At 72.8% G+C, this 18,961-nt stretch carries 7 protein-coding genes and 10 pseudogenes; 13 read left to right on the top strand and 4 right to left on the bottom strand.

Features of this window, described 5'->3' with window-relative positions; all coding sequences use genetic code 11:
• Positions 1-28: 28 nt before the first annotated feature.
• The 5 genes and pseudogenes from ACZ411_RS08760 to guaA all read left to right on the top strand — a co-directional run bounded on the left by ACZ411_RS08760 (position 29) and on the right by guaA (position 5,205).
• Positions 29-565, top strand: coding sequence for a hypothetical protein (locus tag ACZ411_RS08760; protein WP_464169935.1), 537 nt, complete (start codon positions 29-31; stop codon positions 563-565).
• Entirely contained in the window at positions 460-2,112 is a 1,653-nt protein-coding gene (locus ACZ411_RS08755) for a cation:proton antiporter (RefSeq protein WP_464169933.1), read from the top strand. The genes ACZ411_RS08760 and ACZ411_RS08755 overlap by 106 nt, the downstream gene beginning before the upstream one ends.
• Positions 2,109-2,843 (top strand): annotated as a pseudogene (locus ACZ411_RS08750) (SURF1 family cytochrome oxidase biogenesis protein); the annotation flags it as partial. The gene ACZ411_RS08755 and the pseudogene ACZ411_RS08750, both read left to right, overlap by 4 nt.
• A 308-nt stretch (positions 2,844-3,151) precedes the next feature.
• Positions 3,152-3,490 (top strand): annotated as a pseudogene (locus ACZ411_RS08745) (DUF3817 domain-containing protein); the annotation flags it as partial.
• A gap of 135 nt (positions 3,491-3,625) precedes the next feature.
• Positions 3,626-5,205: pseudogene (gene guaA, locus ACZ411_RS08740) on the top strand (glutamine-hydrolyzing GMP synthase).
• Between the two features lie 113 nt (positions 5,206-5,318).
• On the opposite strand, the pseudogene ACZ411_RS08735 reads toward guaA, so the two are convergent.
• Positions 5,319-6,121, bottom strand: a pseudogene (locus ACZ411_RS08735) (Bax inhibitor-1/YccA family protein).
• A gap of 141 nt (positions 6,122-6,262) precedes the next feature.
• On the opposite strand from ACZ411_RS08735, the gene ACZ411_RS08730 reads away from it, so the two are divergent.
• Positions 6,263-7,525 (top strand): glycerophosphodiester phosphodiesterase family protein, encoded by a 1,263-nt coding sequence (locus tag ACZ411_RS08730; RefSeq protein ID WP_464169931.1) that lies wholly within the window; start codon positions 6,263-6,265, stop codon positions 7,523-7,525.
• A gap of 68 nt (positions 7,526-7,593) precedes the next feature.
• Positions 7,594-10,044, top strand: a pseudogene (locus ACZ411_RS08725) (ATP-dependent helicase).
• A 327-nt stretch (positions 10,045-10,371) separates the two neighbouring features.
• Here ACZ411_RS08725 and ACZ411_RS08720 read toward each other — a convergent pair.
• The 3 genes from ACZ411_RS08720 to ACZ411_RS08710 all read right to left on the bottom strand — a co-directional run bounded on the left by ACZ411_RS08720 (position 10,372) and on the right by ACZ411_RS08710 (position 12,818).
• Positions 10,372-10,896 carry a hypothetical protein gene (locus ACZ411_RS08720; RefSeq protein WP_464169930.1) on the bottom strand — a complete coding sequence of 175 codons (525 nt, stop codon included), beginning with the start codon at positions 10,894-10,896 and terminating at the stop codon, positions 10,372-10,374.
• Between the two features lie 120 nt (positions 10,897-11,016).
• Entirely contained in the window at positions 11,017-11,586 is a 570-nt protein-coding gene (locus ACZ411_RS08715) for a hypothetical protein (RefSeq protein WP_464169928.1), read from the bottom strand.
• A 551-nt stretch (positions 11,587-12,137) separates the two neighbouring features.
• A complete protein-coding gene (locus ACZ411_RS08710) occupies positions 12,138-12,818 on the bottom strand; it encodes an oxygenase MpaB family protein (protein ID WP_464170108.1) in 681 nt (226 codons plus the stop codon).
• Between the two features lie 341 nt (positions 12,819-13,159).
• Here ACZ411_RS08710 and sucC point away from each other — a divergent pair.
• The 6 genes and pseudogenes from sucC to purH all read left to right on the top strand — a co-directional run bounded on the left by sucC (position 13,160) and on the right by purH (position 18,902).
• Positions 13,160-14,316: pseudogene (sucC, locus tag ACZ411_RS08705) on the top strand (ADP-forming succinate--CoA ligase subunit beta).
• A gap of 27 nt (positions 14,317-14,343) precedes the next feature.
• A pseudogene (sucD, locus tag ACZ411_RS08700) lies at positions 14,344-15,229 on the top strand (succinate--CoA ligase subunit alpha).
• A 236-nt stretch (positions 15,230-15,465) separates the two neighbouring features.
• Positions 15,466-15,876 (top strand): annotated as a pseudogene (locus tag ACZ411_RS08695) (cell division protein PerM); the annotation flags it as partial.
• A 115-nt stretch (positions 15,877-15,991) separates the two neighbouring features.
• A complete protein-coding gene (locus ACZ411_RS08690) occupies positions 15,992-16,624 on the top strand; it encodes a cell division protein PerM (RefSeq protein ID WP_464170106.1) in 633 nt (210 codons plus the stop codon).
• Between the two features lie 50 nt (positions 16,625-16,674).
• Positions 16,675-17,264, top strand: a pseudogene (gene purN / locus ACZ411_RS08685) (phosphoribosylglycinamide formyltransferase); the annotation flags it as partial.
• Positions 17,265-17,292: 28 nt separating this feature from the next.
• Positions 17,293-18,902 (top strand): annotated as a pseudogene (purH, locus tag ACZ411_RS08680) (bifunctional phosphoribosylaminoimidazolecarboxamide formyltransferase/IMP cyclohydrolase).
• Positions 18,903-18,961 lie beyond the last annotated feature (59 nt).

Raw genomic sequence — 18,961 nt, 5'->3', positions numbered from 1 at the left:
TGATCGTCAGGAAGAGGGAGGTGCGCGCATGGCGGAGGTCCGTCGCGTCAAGCTGCCGGGTGTCGGCGTGCTGCACACCTTCATCACCGACGACGGGGGCAAGGTCGGCGTCATCGCGCACCGCTCCGGCCACAGCGACCTGATCACCTTCTCCGAGGAGCAGGACGGACCCGACACGCAGAAGGTGTCCTTGCGCCTCAGCGAGGACGAGGCCCACACGCTCGCGGAGCTGCTGGGCGGCACCCTGGATCACCGAGTCGATCGACAAGCTCGACCAGATCCCGGGCCTCAGCATCGACTGGTTCACCGTCGACTACGACGACCACATCGCCGGGCAGGCGCTCGGCAACCTCGCCTCCCGCGGCGTCGTCGGCCTCACGGTCGTGGCGGTGGTGCGCGGCGACTCGGCGGACCCGGCCCCCGCCGACGACTTCACCGTCTACCCGGGCTGACACGCTCGTGGTCGCCGGCTCGCCCGAGAAGGTGGCCAAGGCCTTCGCGTTCTATCGGACGGGCCAGTTCCCGCACCGTCCCCGCATCCGGCTCCGCGCCGGACGGAGGGTAGCGGGTGCACCACGGCCACGACCTCATCGTCCTCGGCCTGCTGTTCGTCCTCGCCTGCTCGCGTTCGGCCAGCTCGGCAAGCGCATCGGCCCGCCCGCGATCCCCATCTACATGCCGCCGTCGGGCTCCTCGCCAGCCCGAGCGTCCACTGGGTCCCCCTCGACTTCGCCTCGGGCACATCGAGCTGATCGCCGTCTTCGGCCTGATCCTGCTCCTGTTCAACCTCGGCCTGGAGTTCGACCAGGACGAGTCTTCGGCAACGCCGGGAAGCTCATCGTCTCCGGCGGCTCCTACGTGCTCATCAACATGGGCGTCGGCTTCGCGTTCGGGTTCGCGCTCGGGTGGGGGACCCGGGAGGCACTCATCATCGCCGGCATGACGGCGACCTCCTCGAGCGCCATCGTCACCAAGCTGCTCATCGAGCTCAACCGCCTCGCCAACGACGAGACGCCCATGATCCTCGGGGTGACCGTGGTCGAGGACATCTTCATCGCCGTCTACCTCGCCATCGTGTCGGTCGTGCTCAGCGGCCAGACCGAGCCCTGGGCGGTGGTGGGGCAGCTCGCCGTGTCGTTCGCGTTCCTCGTCGTGATGTTCACCGTCGCGAGGAAGGGCGGCGCGTTCCTGTCCCGATTCCTGCGCACGCGCGACGTCGAGCTGTTCACGGTCCTGTTCTTCGGGCTCGCCATCCTCTTCGGCGGCATCGGCGAGGTGCTCGGCGTGACCGACGCGATCGGCGCCTTCCTCATCGGGCTCGTGCTCGGCGCGACCCGCATGCGCAACCGCATCGAGCAGATCGCGATCCCGCTGCGCGACGTCTTCGGCGCGTTCTTCTTCCTCAACTTCGGCCTGGCGCTCGATCCCGGCGAGTTCCCGACGGTGGTCGTGCCGGTCCTGGTCGCCGTGGTGATGACCTTCGTGCTCAACCTCATCGCCGGGCAGTTCGTCGCGTGGCTGAACGGCCACGGGGCCCAGGCGGGCATCAACACGGCCTTCATCCTGCAGAACCGGGGCGAGTTCGCGCTCATCCTCGCGACGCTGTCGCTCTCCGCGGGACTCGACGAGCGGATCCAGCCGTTCGCCGGCCTGTACGTGCTCGTCATGGCGATCATGGGCCCGCTGCTCGCCGCCAACTCGGTGCGCATCGGCACGGCCGTGCTCCCCACCCGCTACCGGTCCGCGACCCGGCGCGCCGCCGAGAAGGCCGAGCGCGACGCGGAGCGCGCCGGAGCGCTCGCGCTGTTCGAGGCCGCCGAGCGCGGCGACGCTCCTGCCGCGGCATCCGCGTACGACGACGGGCTCGCGGTCGCCGGGGCCCGCCCCGGTGCGCCGGGACGCGGCACGACGCCGGGCACCGGGCCCGAGGCGGAGGGCACGCGCGGCGCCACGGCGTCCCCGGGCTCGCCCGCGGCCGAGGGGAGGCGGACGCCCATCCCGCACCCGACCGCCGTCGCGCCGAGCAGGCCGGACAGCAGTCCGACCACGACACCTGGACACCACCCACCCGCGAACGGGAACCCGACTACTGATGACGCACGCACCCGATGACCGCACCCCCGCCTCCGGCCCGGCCGGCCTCGGAATCCGCTGGACCCGGACCCGAGGCTCCCGGCCCCACCATCGGCCAGGTCGCCCGCCGCCCCCGCTCGGTCGCGCTGCTGGCGCTCGCGCTGGTCATCGCGGCCGGCTTCGCCGCCCTCGGCCAGTGGCAGCTGGCGCGCGCGGTCGAGTCCGGCGTCGTGATCGAGCGCGACACGGAGACGGCGCTCCCGCTCGGCACCCTCGTCGAGCCGCAGGGCTATGTGACGGATCGGTCCGCGGGCCACATGGTCACGGTCTCCGGCACCCTCGTCCCCGGCGACTTCGTCGTCGTCGCCGACCGCCGGAACGACGATCGCACCGGTGCCTGGGTCGTCGGACACCTCGCCATCACCGACGCCGGCGTCCCCGCGGACCCCGACCAGGGAGCCCTGCCCGACAGCGTGCCCGTGGCGCTCGGCTGGGCCGAGACGGACACGGAGGCCGCGCGCGTGGCCGCCGCCCTGGACGCGGGCGACGGGGCGCCGACCGGGGTCGTCGAGGTCGTCGGCCGGTTCCTGCCGAGCGAGCAGCCGGAGCCGCCCGGCTCGGGCCAGGATCCCGAGCGCATGACGCGGCTCAGCACCGCGGCCCTCGTGAACCTCTGGCCGGGCGACGTCGGCGCCGTCTACAACGGCTTCATCGTGGCGTCGTCGCCCATCGCGGGACTCGCGGACATCGACTCCCCGCCGCCGAGCGAGGCCGTGCAGCTCAACTGGCTCAACATCTTCTACGCGGCGGAGTGGGCGGTCTTCGCGATCTTCGCGATCGTCATCTGGTACCGGACCGTCCGCGACACCTGGACGCGGAGCAGCCCGGCTACCGCGAGGACGAGGACGAGGACGACGACGAGGGCTCCCGCGAGGACGACCTCGCGGCACCCGCCGGGGCCTCCCGCCCCGGGAGCCTGTGCAGACGCCTCGACCGGGCAGGTATCGCCGCATGGCCTACGGACTCAAGCGCTCCGACGTCCCGCAGATCCGGAGGGTCCTCGCCTTTCTACCGCGTCATGGCGTTCATCACCGGCGCGTTCCTCCTGCTCCTCGTCGTCGAGATGGGCTTCGAGTGCCTGCCCGGGCTCCAGCTCGCGGACGGGCTCGCTGCAGTACCTCGCGGGCGCGGGCTACGAGCTCGAGCTGAACGGGCCGTCCGGCTTCCTGGCGCCTCTCGCCCGCCGACACGCTCCACGGGCACCAACCTGAGCCTCATCATCCAGATCGTCCACGGCAACATCTACGTCGTCTACCTCATCAGCGACTTCCTGCTGTGGCAGCGGATGCGCTGGTCGTTCACGCGCTTCATCCTCATCGCGGCGGGCGGCGTTGTGCCGTTCCTCTCCTTCGTCGTGGAGGCGCGCATCGCCCGCCAGGTGCGGGAGACCATCGCGAGGCTCGAAGGCGCCTCGGCGCGCGGCCACGACCGGCCGGCGCCGACGATCCCATCCCCGACCCATCGACCCCACCACCACCACGGAGGCCACCACTTGAGCGTCGACAACCCCACGAACCAGCGCCCCGTCCTCGTCGTCGACTTCGGCGCGCAGTACGCGCAGCTGATCGCCCGCCGCGTCCGCGAGGCCAACGTGTACTCGGAGATCGTGCCGTCCACGATCACGGCGGAGGAGATCCGCGCGAAGGACCCCTCGGGCATCGTGCTCAGCGGCGGGCCATCCAGCGTCTACGAGGAGGGGTCGCCTGGTCTCGACGAGGGCATCCTCGACCTCGGCGTCCCCGTGCTCGGCATCTGCTACGGCTTCCAGGTCATGGCCCGCGCGCTCGGCGGCGAGGTGGCGCACACCGGCCAGCGCGAGTACGGATCCACCGCGGTCACGCTCACGCCCGGCAGCACCCTCCTCGACGGCCAGCCCGACGACCAGACCGTGTGGATGAGCCACGGCGACTCCGTGTCGAAGGCCCCGGAGGGCTTCGAGGTCCTCGCCTCCAGCGCGTCGACCCCCGTCGCGGCCTTCGCGAGCGACGAGCGCCGCCTCTACGGCGTGCAGTGGCACCCCGAGGTCAGGCACAGCGCGCACGGCCAGGCCGTGCTCGAGAACTTCCTGCACCGCGCAGCGGGGATCCCCGGCGACTGGAACAGCGGCAACGTCATCGCCGAGCAGGTCGAGCGCATCCGCGCCCAGGTCGGCGACGCCCGCGTCATCTGCGGCCTCTCCGGAGGTGTCGACTCGGCCGTCGCCGCGGCTATCGTGCACCGCGCGGTCGGCGACCAGCTCACCTGCGTCTTCGTCGACCACGGCCTCCTCCGCCAGGACGAGCGCCGCCAGGTCGAGGAGGACTACGTGGCCGCCACGGGTGTCCGCCTCGTCACGGTCGACGCGGCCGAGCAGTTCCTCGACGGCCTCGCGGGCGTCACGGACCCCGAGGCGAAGCGCAAGATCATCGGCCGCGAGTTCATCCGCTCGTTCGAGGGCGCCGCGGAGGCGCTGGTGCTCGAGGCGAAGGCCGACGGCGAGCCGATCCGCTTCCTCGTGCAGGGCACGCTCTACCCGGACGTGGTGGAGTCCGGCGGCGGCACGGGCACCGCGAACATCAAGAGCCACCACAACGTCGGCGGCCTCCCCGAGGACCTCAAGTTCGAGCTCGTCGAGCCGCTCCGCACTCTGTTCAAGGACGAGGTGCGCGCCATTGGCCGCGAGCTCGGCCTCCCCGAGGTCATCGTGGACGCCAGCCGTTCCCCGGTCCCGGGCTCGGCATCCGCATCGTCGGCGAGGTCACGGCCGAACGCCTCGAGCTGCTCCGCAAGGCCGACGCCATCGCGCGCGCCGAGCTCAGCGCGGCCGGCCTCGACCAGGAGATCTGGCAGTGCCCGGTCGTGCTCCTCGCGGACGTGCGATCCGTCGGCGTGCAGGGCGACGGCCGTACCTACGGCCACCCCATCGTGCTGCGCCCCGTCTCCAGCGAGGACGCGATGACCGCGGACTGGACCCGCCTGCCGTACGACGTGCTGGCGCGCATCTCCAACCGCATCACGAACGAGGTCGACGGCGTGAACCGCGTCGTGCTCGACGTCACGTCGAAGCCGCCGGGCACCATCGAGTGGGAGTGATCCTCCCGCTTCGGCCCTCGCGCCGGCGCTGAACGACGAAGGCCGCTCCCCGAGGGGAGCGGCCTTCGTCGTGCCGCCGGTCCGCGGTGCTGGGCCGCGGACCGGCGGTGGTGCTAGTTGTTGCCGCGCAGGATGGCGAACAGGCGGAGCAGCTCGACGTACAGCCACACGATGGTGACCACGAGGCCGAACGCCGCGGTCCAGCCGTAGCGTCGCGGTGCGCCCGACCGGACGCCGCGCTGGATGAAGTCGAAGTCGAGGACCAGCGAGTACGAGGCCAGCAGGACGACGAAGATGCCGAGGATCACGCCGAGCGGGATGCCGGCGATGGTGGCGCTGCGGAGGCCGAACGGGCTGTCGAGCACGCCGAACGCCGTGAGGGCGAAGTTCACGAGCGAGAAGAGCAGGTAGCCGACCATGGCGACCATGAAGATCTTCGTGGCCTTCTTCGAGGCGCGGATCTTGCCGCTGCGGAAGAGCAGCAGCACCGTCGCGAAGACGGCCGCCGTGCCGAGGACCGCCTGCGTCGCGACACCCGGGTAGATGCTGTCGAAGACGTGGGAGATGCCACCCACGAAGAGCCCCTCGAACGCCGCGTAGGCGACGATCAGCGGGACCGACGGCTCCTCTTGAAGGAGTTGACGAGGCCGAGGACGAGGCCGCCGATGGCGCCGAGCATGGCGAGGGGGAGCGCAGCGGACCCGAGATCCACGCGACGGCGCCGAGCACCACGACGATGGCGAGCAGGCTGACCGTCTTCACGGTCGTGTCCTCGAAGGTCATCCGGTCGGTCTGGACCGAGGTCGCCGAGGGGCGGTTGTAGAGCTCGTCGAGGCTCTCCGGGGTCACCTCCCTCGTCGGCTGCGCACCCCCGGCCGTTGAAGACCGGGTTGTTGGAGAACGTGGGGTTGGCCATGGTCCTTCTACTCTCAGTGGTGGATGAACGTGATTGCCGACGAATTTAGCCGACCAGCCTGGGAAACCACTCGCGCGGCCTCCCTATTTCCTCGGATGAGCACGCGCTCTCCGTCCACCTGGCGCCTGTAGCGTCCCCCGGGTGGATCACGCCCGTCGCCCCCGCCCCCTCGTCATCGCCCATCGCGGCGCCAGCGGCCACCGTCCGGAGCACTCGGCCGCGGCCGTCCGGCTCGGCTTCGCCCAGGGGGCGGATGCCGTCGAGCCGGACCTCGTGGCGTCGTCCGACGGGGTGCTCGTCATCCGGCACGAGAACGAGCTGTCGGGCACGACCGACATCGCCGACCGTCCCGAGCTCGCGGACCGCCGCACCACGCGGCTCGTCGACGGCGTCGAGCGCACCGGCTGGTTCACCGAGGACATGACGTGGGCCGAGATCCGGACCCTCCGCTGCCGCGAGCGGATCCCCGCGGTGCGGCCGGGCAGCGCGAGACACGACGACGAGGAGACCGTGCTGTCGCTCCCGGACCTGCTGCGGATCATCGACCAGGAGTCCGCGCGCCACGGACGCCCGCTCGGCATGGTCGCGGAGATCAAGCACGCCACGCACTTCCGGGCGCTCGGCCTCCCGCTCGACGAGCTGCTCGCCCGCGACCTCGGTGCGCACGGCTGGGCGGAGGACGCGTCCCGGCTCACGGTCGAGTCCTTCGAGCGCGACGTGCTGCTGCGCGTCCGCGCGCGCGGCGTCGCGGCACGGCTCGTCTACCTCCTCGAGGGGCGTGGCCGACCCGCCGACGAGGTCGCGCGGGTCGGCGACCGCGCGGTCACCTTCGACGACCAGCTGACCGACGCGGGGCTGGCCGCGCTCGCCGCGGAGGTCGACGGGATCAGCGTCGGCGTCGAGCGCATCGTGGCCGCTGCCGGGTTCGGTGCGGCGAGGGCGGCGTCCGCTGGGCCCGCGCCGGTGGATCCCGCGTCGGCCGCGGGTGCGTCGGCCGCGCCCGCGTCGGCCGCGCCGGCACCGGCGGGTGCGGCGGGTGCGGCGGTGCCCGCAGCGGCCGAGGGCGCAGAGCGCGCGGCCGCCGACGCCTACGCCGACGCCGACGCCGACGCCGACGCCGACGGCTCCGACGGCGCGGGCGGCGGCCTCCCGATGGTCGCCCCCGTCTCCGACCTCGTCGAGCGCGCGCATCGCGCCGGGCTGACGGTCTTCACCTGGACGCTGCGGCCGGAGAACGCGTTCCTGCCCCGGCCGCTCCGGAGCGCCGGGCCGCGATCGGCGCACGGCGACCACCGCACCCAGTGGGGGCGGCTCCTGGACGCGGGCGTGGACGGCGTCTTCGCCGACCATCCAGACCTCGCGGTGCGCCTGGTGGCAGAGCGGGCGGCCGCGGCGGGGCGCTGACGCGGCGGGGCTGACGCGTCCACGGGCCCGGTCCGCCGTCGGGGGCAGCGCCTAGGATCGATGCCGACATGAGTGCCGACCCCGCTGCCCTTCGCCCCTCCAGCACGCCGATCATCCTGGATGGCCGTGGTGGCGCCGACGGCGGTGCCGGGAGCCCCCGCGGACCCGCTCCTCGAGGGCCTCAACCCCGAGCAGCGCGAGGCGGTCGTGTACCGCGGTCCGGCGCTCCTCATCGTCGCCGGCGCGGGTTCCGGCAAGACGCGCGTGCTCACGCACCGCATCGCGAGCCTCATCGAGTCCCGGGAGGCATGGCCGAGCCAGATCCTGGCCATCACCTTCACGAACAAGGCCGCCGCGGAGATGCGGGAGCGCGTCGAGTCGCTCCTCGGTCAGGCCTCCGAGGGCATGTGGATCTCGACCTTCCACTCCGCGTGCGTGCGCATCCTCCGTCGCGAGGCCGAGGCCTTCGGCTTCACCCAGAACTTCACGATCTACGACTCGGCCGACTCGCGCGTGCTGATCAAGCGGATCATCAAGCAGCTCGACGCGGACACCCTCGGCTTCACGGTCTCGTCGGTATCGGGTCGCATCTCCAAGTTGAAGAACGAGCTGTCGGACGCGGACACCTTCGCGCGGACGGCGAACTTCCAGGACCCGGCCGAGGCCATGTTCGTGGAGATCTTCCGCCAGTACACGCGCTCCCTCGCCGCGGCGAACGCCTTCGACTTCGACGACCTCATCGGCCAGACCGTCTTCCTCTTCCGGGCGTTCCCGAAGGTCGCGGCGCTGTACCAGCGTCGCTTCCGTCACGTGCTGGTCGACGAGTACCAGGACACGAACCACGCGCAGTACTCGCTCATCCGGGAGCTGACGCGCGCCGTGTCGCCGGACGACGTCCCCGCCGACACCCGCATGTCGACGAACGGCATGGGCGGCATCGACGGCGCGTCGCTCACCGTGGTGGGCGACAGCGACCAGTCCATCTACGCGTTCCGCGGCGCCGACATCCGCAACATCACGGAGTTCGAGCGCGACTTCCCGCAGTCGAAGGTCGTGCTGCTCGAGCAGAACTACCGGTCCACGCAGAACATCCTCACCGCGGCCAACGCCGTCATCTCGAACAACTTCGACCGCAAGGACAAGAAGCTCTGGACCTCCATCGGCGACGGCGACAAGATCGTCGGCTTCACGGGGTACTCGGGTCACGACGAGGCGCAGTTCGTCGCCGACGAGATCCAGAGGCTGCACGAGGAGGGGACCGCGTACTCCGAGATCGCCGTCTTCTACCGCACGAACGCGCAGACCCGAGCGCTGGAGGAGATCCTCATCCGCTCGGCGGTGCCCTACCGGATCATGGGCGGCACCAAGTTCTACGAGCGCGCCGAGATCAAGGAACGCGATGGCGTACCTCATCGCGGTCGCCGACCCCGCCGACGTGCTGGCGCTCCGTCGTATCCTCAACACCCCCAAGCGCGGCATCGGCCCGGCCACGGAGACCGCGCTGGCGAACTTCGCCGAGGCGCACGGGGTGACCTTCCGCGAGTCCATGCGCCTGGGCGTCGGAGCTCGGGCTGGGGCCCAAGGTGACCCAGGCCATCCTCACGCTGTCCCGGATGCTCGACGAGGTGGCACTGCTGCTCGATCCCGACCGGCCGGAGGGCCGCACGACCGTCGGCGACCTCGTGACGACCCTCCTCGACCGGAGCGGTCTCGTGCAGGCACTCCGCGCGAGCCGTGATGCGCAGGACGAGGCGCGCGCCGAGAACGTCGAGGAGCTCGTGGCCGTGACGAAGGAGTTCTCGCGGAACAACCCCGAGGGCCAGCTCGTGGACTTCCTCACGGAGGTGTCGCTGGTCGCTGCCGCCGATGAGCTCGACGACTCGAGCGGCACCGTGTCGCTCATGACCCTCCACACCGCGAAGGGCCTCGAGTACGACTCCGTGTTCCTCACGGTGGAGGAGGACCTGCTCCCGCACCGCATGTCGGCCAACGAGCCGGGCGGCCCCGCCGAGGAGCGCCGCCTGTTCTACGTGGGGATCACGCGTGCGCGTCGTCGCCTCTTCATCTCCCTGGCCATGACCCGGGCCCAGTTCGGCGAGGTCAACGTCGCCGAACGCCGAGCCGGTACCTGCAGGAGATCCCCGCGAGCTCATCGACTGGAAGCAGTCCCCCGGCATGGCCACGTCCCGGGGCGGCACGCAGCCCCGCGCCTTGAACGCCCGTCGGGAGGGTGGAGGAGACGTGGCCGCTCCCGGTCCTCGAGCGGCTTCGAGGATCCGGCGCTGCCGCCGCCGCCGCGTCCCAAGACCCAGTGGGCGAACACCGTCACGGGGCAGGTGCGCGACAACGGCGACCTCGAGCTCGCGTTCGGCGACCGGATCCGCCACACCGACTTCGGGGACGGCCGTGTGCGGGGCGTCACGGGCGAGGGACGGAAGCGCATCGCGGAGGTGCAGTTCGACGGCCCGGCCGGCCGGAAGTGGCTCCTCATCAAGATCGCGCCCATCGAGAAGCTCTGACCCAGGGGCGTGCCCGGCGTGCCCGACGGGCGCTGATGCCTGCCGCCCCCAGGACGCCGAGGGCGACCGCGGCGAGCGCCAGCGTCCCCGGGCCCGCATGCGCCGGTGCTCCCGGCCACGGCACGTCGACGCCGGTCCCGCCGCCCGTCATGGCCAGCTCGTGTCGCGGCGGGGCGTCCGACCCCGTCGGCGGCGGTACCGCACGGAACGTCTCACCGACATGGGCCACGTGATCCGCGAACGCCGCGATCGCCGCGCCATCCGCGTCTCCGGCGGGTCGGCCGACGCTGTCGAGCACGGCCACGTACCACCCCGGGGACGTGACGGTCATGCGCACGGCGTCGTCACGTCCCCCTCGCCCGTGAGCTCGACCTCGGACGCGGACCCCTCCGCTGCAGGGCCGGCGGTCGTGCCGACGGCCTCGCCCTCCGCGGGCGCGGCCGAGAACGGGCCGACGATGAACTGCACCGGGGACGGCGCCGACGCCGACGAACGAGGACGCGTGCAGCGTGTCGGGGTCCTCGGCACCGCCGGGCGCGATCTCGGGCGCGCCGATGGTCGTCGTGATGGTCGGAGGCTGCGGGACCTGCGTGGTCTCCGTCGCCGCGCCGAACGTCGACCGCCAGGGCAGCACCCGATCCCGTCCGCCGGCTCCGCGGGGGTGTCCGCCGGCGAGATGGACTCGACCCAGGTGTAGAAGCCGCCGCCGGGAAGGCGGCAGGCGGGCGAGGAGTAGTCGCCGGCGCCGTGGTCGACGCGGGTGAGGACCTCGCAGACCTGCGGTGCCCCCTCGGGGGCTGCGTCGCGTTCCGGTCCGACCTGCTCGGGGAACGGGCCGAGCTGGCTGCGCACGGTGACCGGTATCGGGGAGAGCCCTCCATCGGAGCCAGGGCGAGTCCCAGCCGCCGGTCGTCGCAGGCCGGTCGCCGTCCGCGGGTGCGGCGGCGTCCGCGGACACGCTGAGCGAGTCCGTCAGCCGTCACCGGCGACCGCGACCGGCAGCGAGGTCCGCGTGACGACGCGGGGGGCGAAGGGGAGGGGGCTCGGTGCTCGCGCCTCCGCCCGTGCATCGGCCCGCGCGTCCGCGGCACGCGCCAGGATCATGCCCTGCGACGCGCCGCCGTCGCCGACGACGTCGAGTGCGTCGCCGTAGGGCAGCGATGCGAACGCCGCGCTCGCCGTGACGTGCACGGACGGTGCCGATCCGGTCGCGCGGACGGGCACCGCCGTGCCGTTCGGGAGGGCCGCGGTCGCCGTGCCGTCGTCGAAGACGGCGCCGTCGAGGGAGACGTCGGCCGTCTCGGACCCTGCGGGGACGTCGGTCGGCCCGCCGGCGATCAGGTCGGCGCGCAGGTCGACGCGGACGCTGCCTCGCCCGTCGTCGCCCAGGACGACCGACGCCGACGCCGACACCGAGCGCGACGCCCCGGATGCCGCCTCGGCGAGCATGTCCCGCGCACGCGACTCGACGGCTGCCGCACGGTCGCCGGCGCGGGCCGCGTACCAGGAGAGGTCGTGCCCGCCGAGGCCGGTGATGTCCATGTGGCGAGCTGGCCGGCAGCCGCGGTGTCGGGATCCTCGGACCCGGCCCACCGGCGGGAGACGTAGGCGAGCCGCGCGCGATCCTCGGGGGAACGGCCCACGTCGTCGGTCGTGGCGTACTCGTGGCCGGGTGGCGCGGCGAGCCCGACGTCGATGCAGAACCCGAGCCGCCCGTCGTCCAGGCGGTAGGACCCCAGCCATCGGCCGTCGTGGCCGGAGGCGTACCCGATGCCGTGGGAGACGGCGCTCAGCGCGTGCGCGGCGGACGGCGCCCGCCGCGAGTCCCAGCCCGAGCGCGAGGCCGATCCCGACGAGGACCGATGCGCCCCGGGTGGCGCGTCGGGCGGATGGCGTTCGCTCGGGGTGGGAGCCCGACGAGGGGAGGAGGCGGGGAGGCGAGGTGTCCGGTGTCATGCCCGCACGATGCGGGGCACCGATCGGTCTGCCCATCCGGTGCGCCGCAGGCGGGACGGCCCGCATCCGGCCGCGCCTGTGCAGGGGCGGCCGCGACGCGCGCTATCCGACGTCGCGTCGGCGGTACCTGCGCGAGATCAGCGATCGCGGGACTCGCGGACCCGGCGCGGCAGCACCCGGTAGACGGCGAGGAGGCATCCGAGCCACCGACTGAACCGGCTCTCGAGCCGGGCATCCCACCGCAGGCCGAAGCCGGGTCGGAGGCGGGGCGGGAGCAGCCCGGCGGTGATGAGGGCGACGAGCGGCATCACGGCGCGGACGGCGGGCGATCCGACGCGCCCGCCGAGCAGGGTCCGCGCGACGCGACGCGCGTCCGCCGTCGGCTCCAGGGTCGCGATCCGCCCGTCCCAGTACGCGCGGAACGCGGCGCGGTCCGCCGGCCACCGCCCCTCCGGCACCTGGAGGGCGGTGCCGAGCACCGCGTACTCCCGGTAGACCCGGTCGGCGGCCTCGTCGGGGAGCGGGCCGAAGCACCGCTCGAACATCGTGATCGCGGAGTCGTAGAGCGTCGCGGCCACCCAGAGCTGCAGGTCGGGGTCTGACGCGCTGTACGCGGGCGCCGATCCGTCGGCCGCGGGGTGCGGCGACCGCACGGCCGCATGGGCCCGGCCGACGACGCGTCGAGCGCGCGCGACCTCGGCGGGGGAGCCGAAGACGACGGCGTAGACGTAGCCGAGGGTCCCCTCGAGGCGGTCGAGCGGGCGCGCGGCGAAGTCGCTGTGCTCCGCGACGCCGCGCGCGACCGAGGGGTCGGCGATCTGCAGCAGGATCGCCGTCCGCCGCGAGGAGGATCCCCTCCCCGGCCAGGTCGCGGATGGATCCCTCCCGTCGTCGTGCGGGATGCGCGCTCGGCCTCGACCACGGTCTCCCTCCCCAGGCCCGCGATCCCACCCCGCGGACGAGCCCGCGTTTCGGGCTTTGCTCTATCCGGATCGGGCGCCTTCCACGGTCGTCGACGCGGCGGGCCGGTCCACCACGGTGGGCGGTGCGCGGGTCGACCAGCCGCAACACACCGGGTGCCGCCACCAGACGGTCGCGGCACCGCAGCCTCGAACGACGCACGTAACCGCCTGGCGCGGGTGCGGATGGGATGACACGCGTGGATCTTTTCGAATACCAGGCCAGGGACCTCTTCGAGTCCTACGGCGTCCCGGTCCTCCCGGGGATCGTCGCCGACACCGCCGAGGAGGTGCGCGCCGCGGCCGAGAAGCTGGGCGGCACCGTGGTCGTGAAGGCGCAGGTGAAGACCGGAGGCCGCGGGAAGGCCGGCGGCGTCGAGGTTGCCCCGAGCGCCGACGCGGCGTACGAGGCGGCGCAGTCCATCCTCGGGCTCGACATCAAGGGCCACACTGTCCACCGGGTCATGGTCGCGGCCGGCGCGCGCATCGAGCAGGAGTTCTACTTCTCCATCCTGCTCGACCGTGCCGAGCGCTCCTACCTGTGCCTCGCCAGCTACGAGGGCGGCATGGAGATCGAGGAGCTCTGGTCACCCGGCCCGAGGCCCTCGCCCGCATCGAGATCGACCCGGTCGCCGGCATCGACGCCGCGAAGGCCGAGGAGATCGCGCGTGCCGCCTCGTTCCCCGAGGAGCTCATCGCCAAGGTCGCGCCCGTGTTCGAGCGCCTCTGGTGGGTGTACCGCGACGAGGACGCCACGCTGGTCGAGGTCAACCCGCTGGTCCTCACCGAGTCGGGCGACATCATCGCGCTCGACGGCAAGGTGACCCTCGACGAGAACGCGGGCTTCCGCCACGAGGGCCACGCCGCCCTCGAGGACGCGGCAGCCGCCGACCCGCTCGAGGCCAAGGCCAAGGAGTCCGACCTCAACTACGTCAAGCTCGACGGCCAGGTCGGCATCATCGGCAACGGCGCGGGCCTCGTCATGTCGACGCTCGACGTCGTCAGCTACGCCGGCGAGTCGCACGGCGGCGTGCGCCCGGCGAACTTCCTCGACATCGGCGGCGGAGCGTCGGCCGAGGTCATGGCCGCGGGCCTCGACGTCATCCTCGGCGACGAGCAGGTCACCAGCGTGTTCGTCAACGTCTTCGGCGGCATCACCTCCTGCGACGCGGTCGCGAACGGCATCGTCGGCGCGCTCGACAAGCTGGGCGACGCCGCCACCAAGCCGCTCGTCGTCCGGCTCGACGGCAACAACGTCGAGGAGGGCCGTCGCATCCAGGAGCGCGATCTCCTCGTCACCGTCGTGGGCACCATGGACGAGGCGGCCGACAAGGCCGCCGAGCTGGCCGCCGGTTAACTCCCGAGAGAGAACAGGAACAGGTACATGTCGATTCTTCTCGACGAGAACAGCAGGATCATCGTCCAGGGCCTCACGGGCTCCGAGGGCACCAAGCACGCGGGCCGCATGCTCGCGTCCGGCAGCAAGGTCGTCGGCGGCGTCAACCCGCGGAAGGCCGGGAGCACGGTCACGATCGAGGGCGTCGAGCTCCCATCTTCGGGTCCGTCGCCGAGGCCATGGCCGAGACGGGCGCGGACGTGTCGGTCATCTTCGTGCCGCCCGCGTTCGCCAAGAGCGCCGTGGTCGAGGCCATCGACGCCGCCATCCCGCTCGCGGTGGTCATCACCGAGGGCATCCCGGTCAAGGACTCGGCCGAGTTCTGGTCGCACGCGAAGAGCACCGGCGGGAAGACGTGATCGCCGGCCTGACCTGCCCCGGCATCATCAGCCCCGGCAAGTCGAACGCCGGCATCATCCCCGCCACCATCACCGAGGCCGGCCCCATCGGCCTCGTGTCGAAGTCGGGGACGCTCACGTACCAGATGATGTTCGAGCTGCGTGACCTCGGCATCTCGACCGCCATCGGCATCGGCGGCGACCCGATCATCGGCACCACGCACATCGACGCCCTCGAGGCGTTCGAGGCCGACCCCGAGACGCGCGCCATCGTCATGATCGGCGAGATCGGCGGCGACGCCGAGGAGCGCGCGGCGGAGTACATCAAGGCCCACGTCACGAAGCCGGTCGTCGCGTACGTCGCGGGCTTCACCGCTCCCGAGGGGAAGACCATGGGTCACGCGGGCGCCATCGTCTCCGGCGGCAGCGGCACGGCGCAGGGGAAGAAGGAGGCCCTCGAGGCGTCCGGCGTCAAGGTCGGCAAGACCCCGACGGAGACCGCGAACCTCCTGCGCGAGGTGTTCGCCGCCCTGTAGCGGGACGCGCTCCGGCGCCGACGTCGACGGCCCGCATCCCCCGTGGATGCGGGCCGTCGGCGCGCCCGCTCCCTCCCCGCGCGGATCGCGACGCCGATGCTCCGCCGCGCCCGCAGGGGGGCCGGCCGGCCGGGGCACGGCCGGTAGGGTCGTCGAGGCATGAACCGACACGCAACCGCCCTGTTCGCGGCACTCGAGGCGCTCCTGGTGGTGGGGGTCGCGTCGCCCTGCCGCTCGTGCCGCTCACCGCGCTGTGGGCGGGCCAGTACGACCTCCAGGTCGACTGGGGCGTCTTCGCGCGGACGGCCGTCGACCTCTGGCTCCTCGGCCACGGGGTGCCGCTCACCGCGTCCCTCGATCCGTCGCTCGCCACCGCGCTCGGCCTCCCCGGCGTCGACAGTCCGTTCGCGCTCTCCCTCGCGCCCCTCGGCTTCGCCCTCCTGACGCTCCTCCTCGGGATGCGCGCCGGCCGCCGCATCGTCGAGACGGACCACCCGGGCGTCGGGACCGCCGTGGCGGTGCTGACGACCGCCGTGCTGTCGCTCTCCCTGACGCTCGCGGTGCAGCACGAGGGAATCGCGCCCGCCGTCGCCCGCGGCGCGATCCTCCCGACCCTCGTCCTCGCGCTGGGGCTCCTCGTGGGCGGCGTGACGCGGGCGGATCGGGCACGAGCCGCGCGCTGGTGGACGTCCCTGATGCTCCGGGCGGGCCGCCGGCACGATCCGCGGCGCGCGCGATGCGCTCGACCGGCTCCCCGAGGGAGTGCTCTCCGCCTGCGCCACCGCCGTCCGGGGCGGGGCGGCCGCCGCGTTCGCGGTCGTCGGGGTCTCCGCCGTCGTCGTCGCGGTGCTGCTCGGCCTGCAGTACGCCACCGTCATCACGCTCTACGAGACGCTCCAGACGGGGATCGTCGGCGGCGTCGCCCTCACGCTCGCGCAGCTGGCCCTGCTGCCCAACCTGGTCCTGTGGGCGGCGTCATGGCTGGTGGGTCCGGGCTTCGCGCTCGGCACGGGCTCGTCGGTGTCCCCGTCGGGGACGTCGGTGGGCCCGCTGCCCTCGGTGCCGGTGCTGGGATCGTCCCGCAGGGCACCCTCGACCTGGGCTACCTGGGCATCCTGGTGCCGGTCGTCGTCTCCTTCGTCGCGGTGGTCGCCCTGCTCCCCGGGTGGCCCGCATCCCCGAGCCCGAGGGCCGGCGCTGGCCGTGGTTCCTGGCGGCGGGCCTCGGGATGGGCGTGCCGGCGCCGTCGTGCTCGCGCTGCTCGCCGTCGTCTCCGGCGGCGCCGCCGGTCCGGGCGGCTGGCGGACGTCGGTCCCGCCGCCGGGTGGATCCTCCTCGCGGCGTTCCTCGAGATCGGTGTTGCGTCGGTCGCCGGGATGTTCGTCTCCGGGCTGATGGCGCCGCTGGTCCGACGGAGCCCGGAAGGACGCGGATAGGCTGTGCGGGTGCTCAACGTGGTCGTCCTCATCTCCGGCAGCGGGACCAACCTCCACGCCCTCCTCCAGGCGGCCGAGCACGCGGACTACCCCGCCCGCGTCATCGCCGTCGGCGCGGACCGCGACGCGGACGGCCTGCTCTTCGCGGAGGAGCGGGGCATCCCCACCTTCACGGTCCCGTTCGCGAGCTTCCCCGACCGCGCGGCGTGGGGAGACGAGCTGGCCGCCGCCATCGCCGCATGGGAGCCGGACCTCGTGGTGCTCAGCGGCTTCATGCGCCTGCTCCCCCCGCGGGCGGTCCAGGCGTTCGCCCCGCGCATCGTCAACACGCATCCCGCCTACCTGCCGGAATTCCCCGGGCGCACGCCGTCCGGGACGCCATCGCCGCCGGGGCCACGAGCTCCGGAGCCTCCATCATCGTCGTCGACACCGGCGTCGACACCGGTCCCGTGCTCGCGCAGGAGCGGGTGCCCGTGGAGCCCGGCGACACCGAGCACACCCTGCACGAGCGCATCAAGGTCGTGGAGCGCAGGCTCCTCGTCGACACGGTGCGCGCCATATCCCTCGGCACCATCGACCTCAAGGAGCTGTCCCCGGCACTGAGCGGATCCCCGTCACGACCCGTCCCTGTTCCGCGACCGCGACGGCATCGAGGTGGCACGCGCCCTCGTCTCCGTCAGCGACAAGACCGGTCTCGTTCGAGCTGGCCGCGGCGCTCGCGGCAGCCGGCGTCGAGATCGTCTCCACCGGATCCACGGCGAGCACCATCGCGGCGGCGGGCTTCCCGGTGACGCAGGTGCAGGACGTCACCGGGTTCCCGGAGTCGCTCGACGGTCGGGTGAAGACGCTGCATCCCGCCGTGCACGCGGGGCTCCTGGCCGACCTGCGGCTCGAGTCGCACGAGGTCCAGCTCGCGGAGCTCGGCATCTCGCCGTTCCAGCTCGTGGTGGTGAACCTCTACCCGTTCGTGGAGACGGTGGCGTCGGGAGCGCCGGCGTCGGAGGTGATCGAGCAGGTCGACATCGGCGGGCCCGCGATGGTGCGCGCGTCGGCCAAGAACCACGCGAACGTGGCCATCGTCGTGTCGCCGTCCTCGTACGCCGAGGTGATCGCCGCGGTGGGATCGGGCGGGACCACCCTCGAGCAGCAGCCGGCGCCGGCTCGCCGCTGCGGCCTTCGCCCACACCGCCGACTACGACCGCGCGGTGGCGGACTACTTCCGGTCGACGGTCGTCGGCGGTGAAGCGGGGACGCCGACCGGTGCCGCCTGGCCCGATGCCTGGGAGGTGGCGGGCGACCTCGCGCAGGTGCTGCGGTACGGCGAGAACTCCCACCAGGCACGCCGCGCTCTACCGGCGCGCGGACGGCGCGGGGATCGCCCAGGCCGTGCAGCTGCACGGCAAGGAGATGTCCTACAACAACTTCGTCGACGCGGATGCCGCGGTCCGGGCCGCCTACGACTTCGCCGAGCCGGCGGTCGCCATCATCAAGCACGCCAACCCCTGCGGGATCGCGGTGGCGGCGCCTCGGGCGGTGGACGCCATCGCCTCGGCGCATCGCAGCGCTCACGACTGCGATCCGGTCTCGGCCTTCGGCGGCGTCATCGCCGCCAACCGGACGGTCACCCTGGGGATGGCCGAGACGGTCAAGGAGATCTTCACCGAGGTGCTCGTCGCCCCCGGGTTCGACGACGACGCCCTGACGCTGCTGAAGACCAAGAGGAACCTGCGGCCTGCTCACCCTGCCGGAGGGCTACCGCCGCGAGGAGCTCGAGGCCCGGCAGATCTCGGGGGGGTACCTCGTGCAGTCCGGGGACGCGTTCCCCATGGACGGGAGGCGCTCTCCTCCTCGACGTTGGACCCTGGCGGCAGGGAACCCCGTGGACGACCAGACCCTCGCGGACCTCGAGTTCGCCTGGAAGGCGTGCCGCGCGGTGAAGTCGAACGCGATCCTGCTGGCGCACCACGGCGCTTCCGTCGGCGTGGGCATGGGCCAGGTGAACCGGGTCGACTCGTGCCAGCTGGCAGTGCAGCGCGCGGGGGACCGGGCGGCCGGTTCGGTGGCGGGCGTCGGATGCGTTCTTCCCGTTCGCGGACGGACTGCAGGTGCTGCTCGATGCGGGGGTGCGCGCGGTGGTCCAGCCTGGGGGATCGGTCCGTGACGAGGAGGTCGTCGAGGCCGCCCGCGCGGCCGGCGTCGCCATGTACTTCACGGGTGAGCGCCACTTCTTCCACTGACCAGGGGGCGGCGGTCCCCTGGGCCGCCGCCGGCTCTTCTCCTCGGAGCCGTTCGCGAC

This window comes from Clavibacter sp. AC415, from assembly GCF_979252985.1.
The sequence above is the reverse complement of the archived record's forward strand: the minus strand, read 5'-3'. Positions and strand labels throughout refer to the sequence as shown.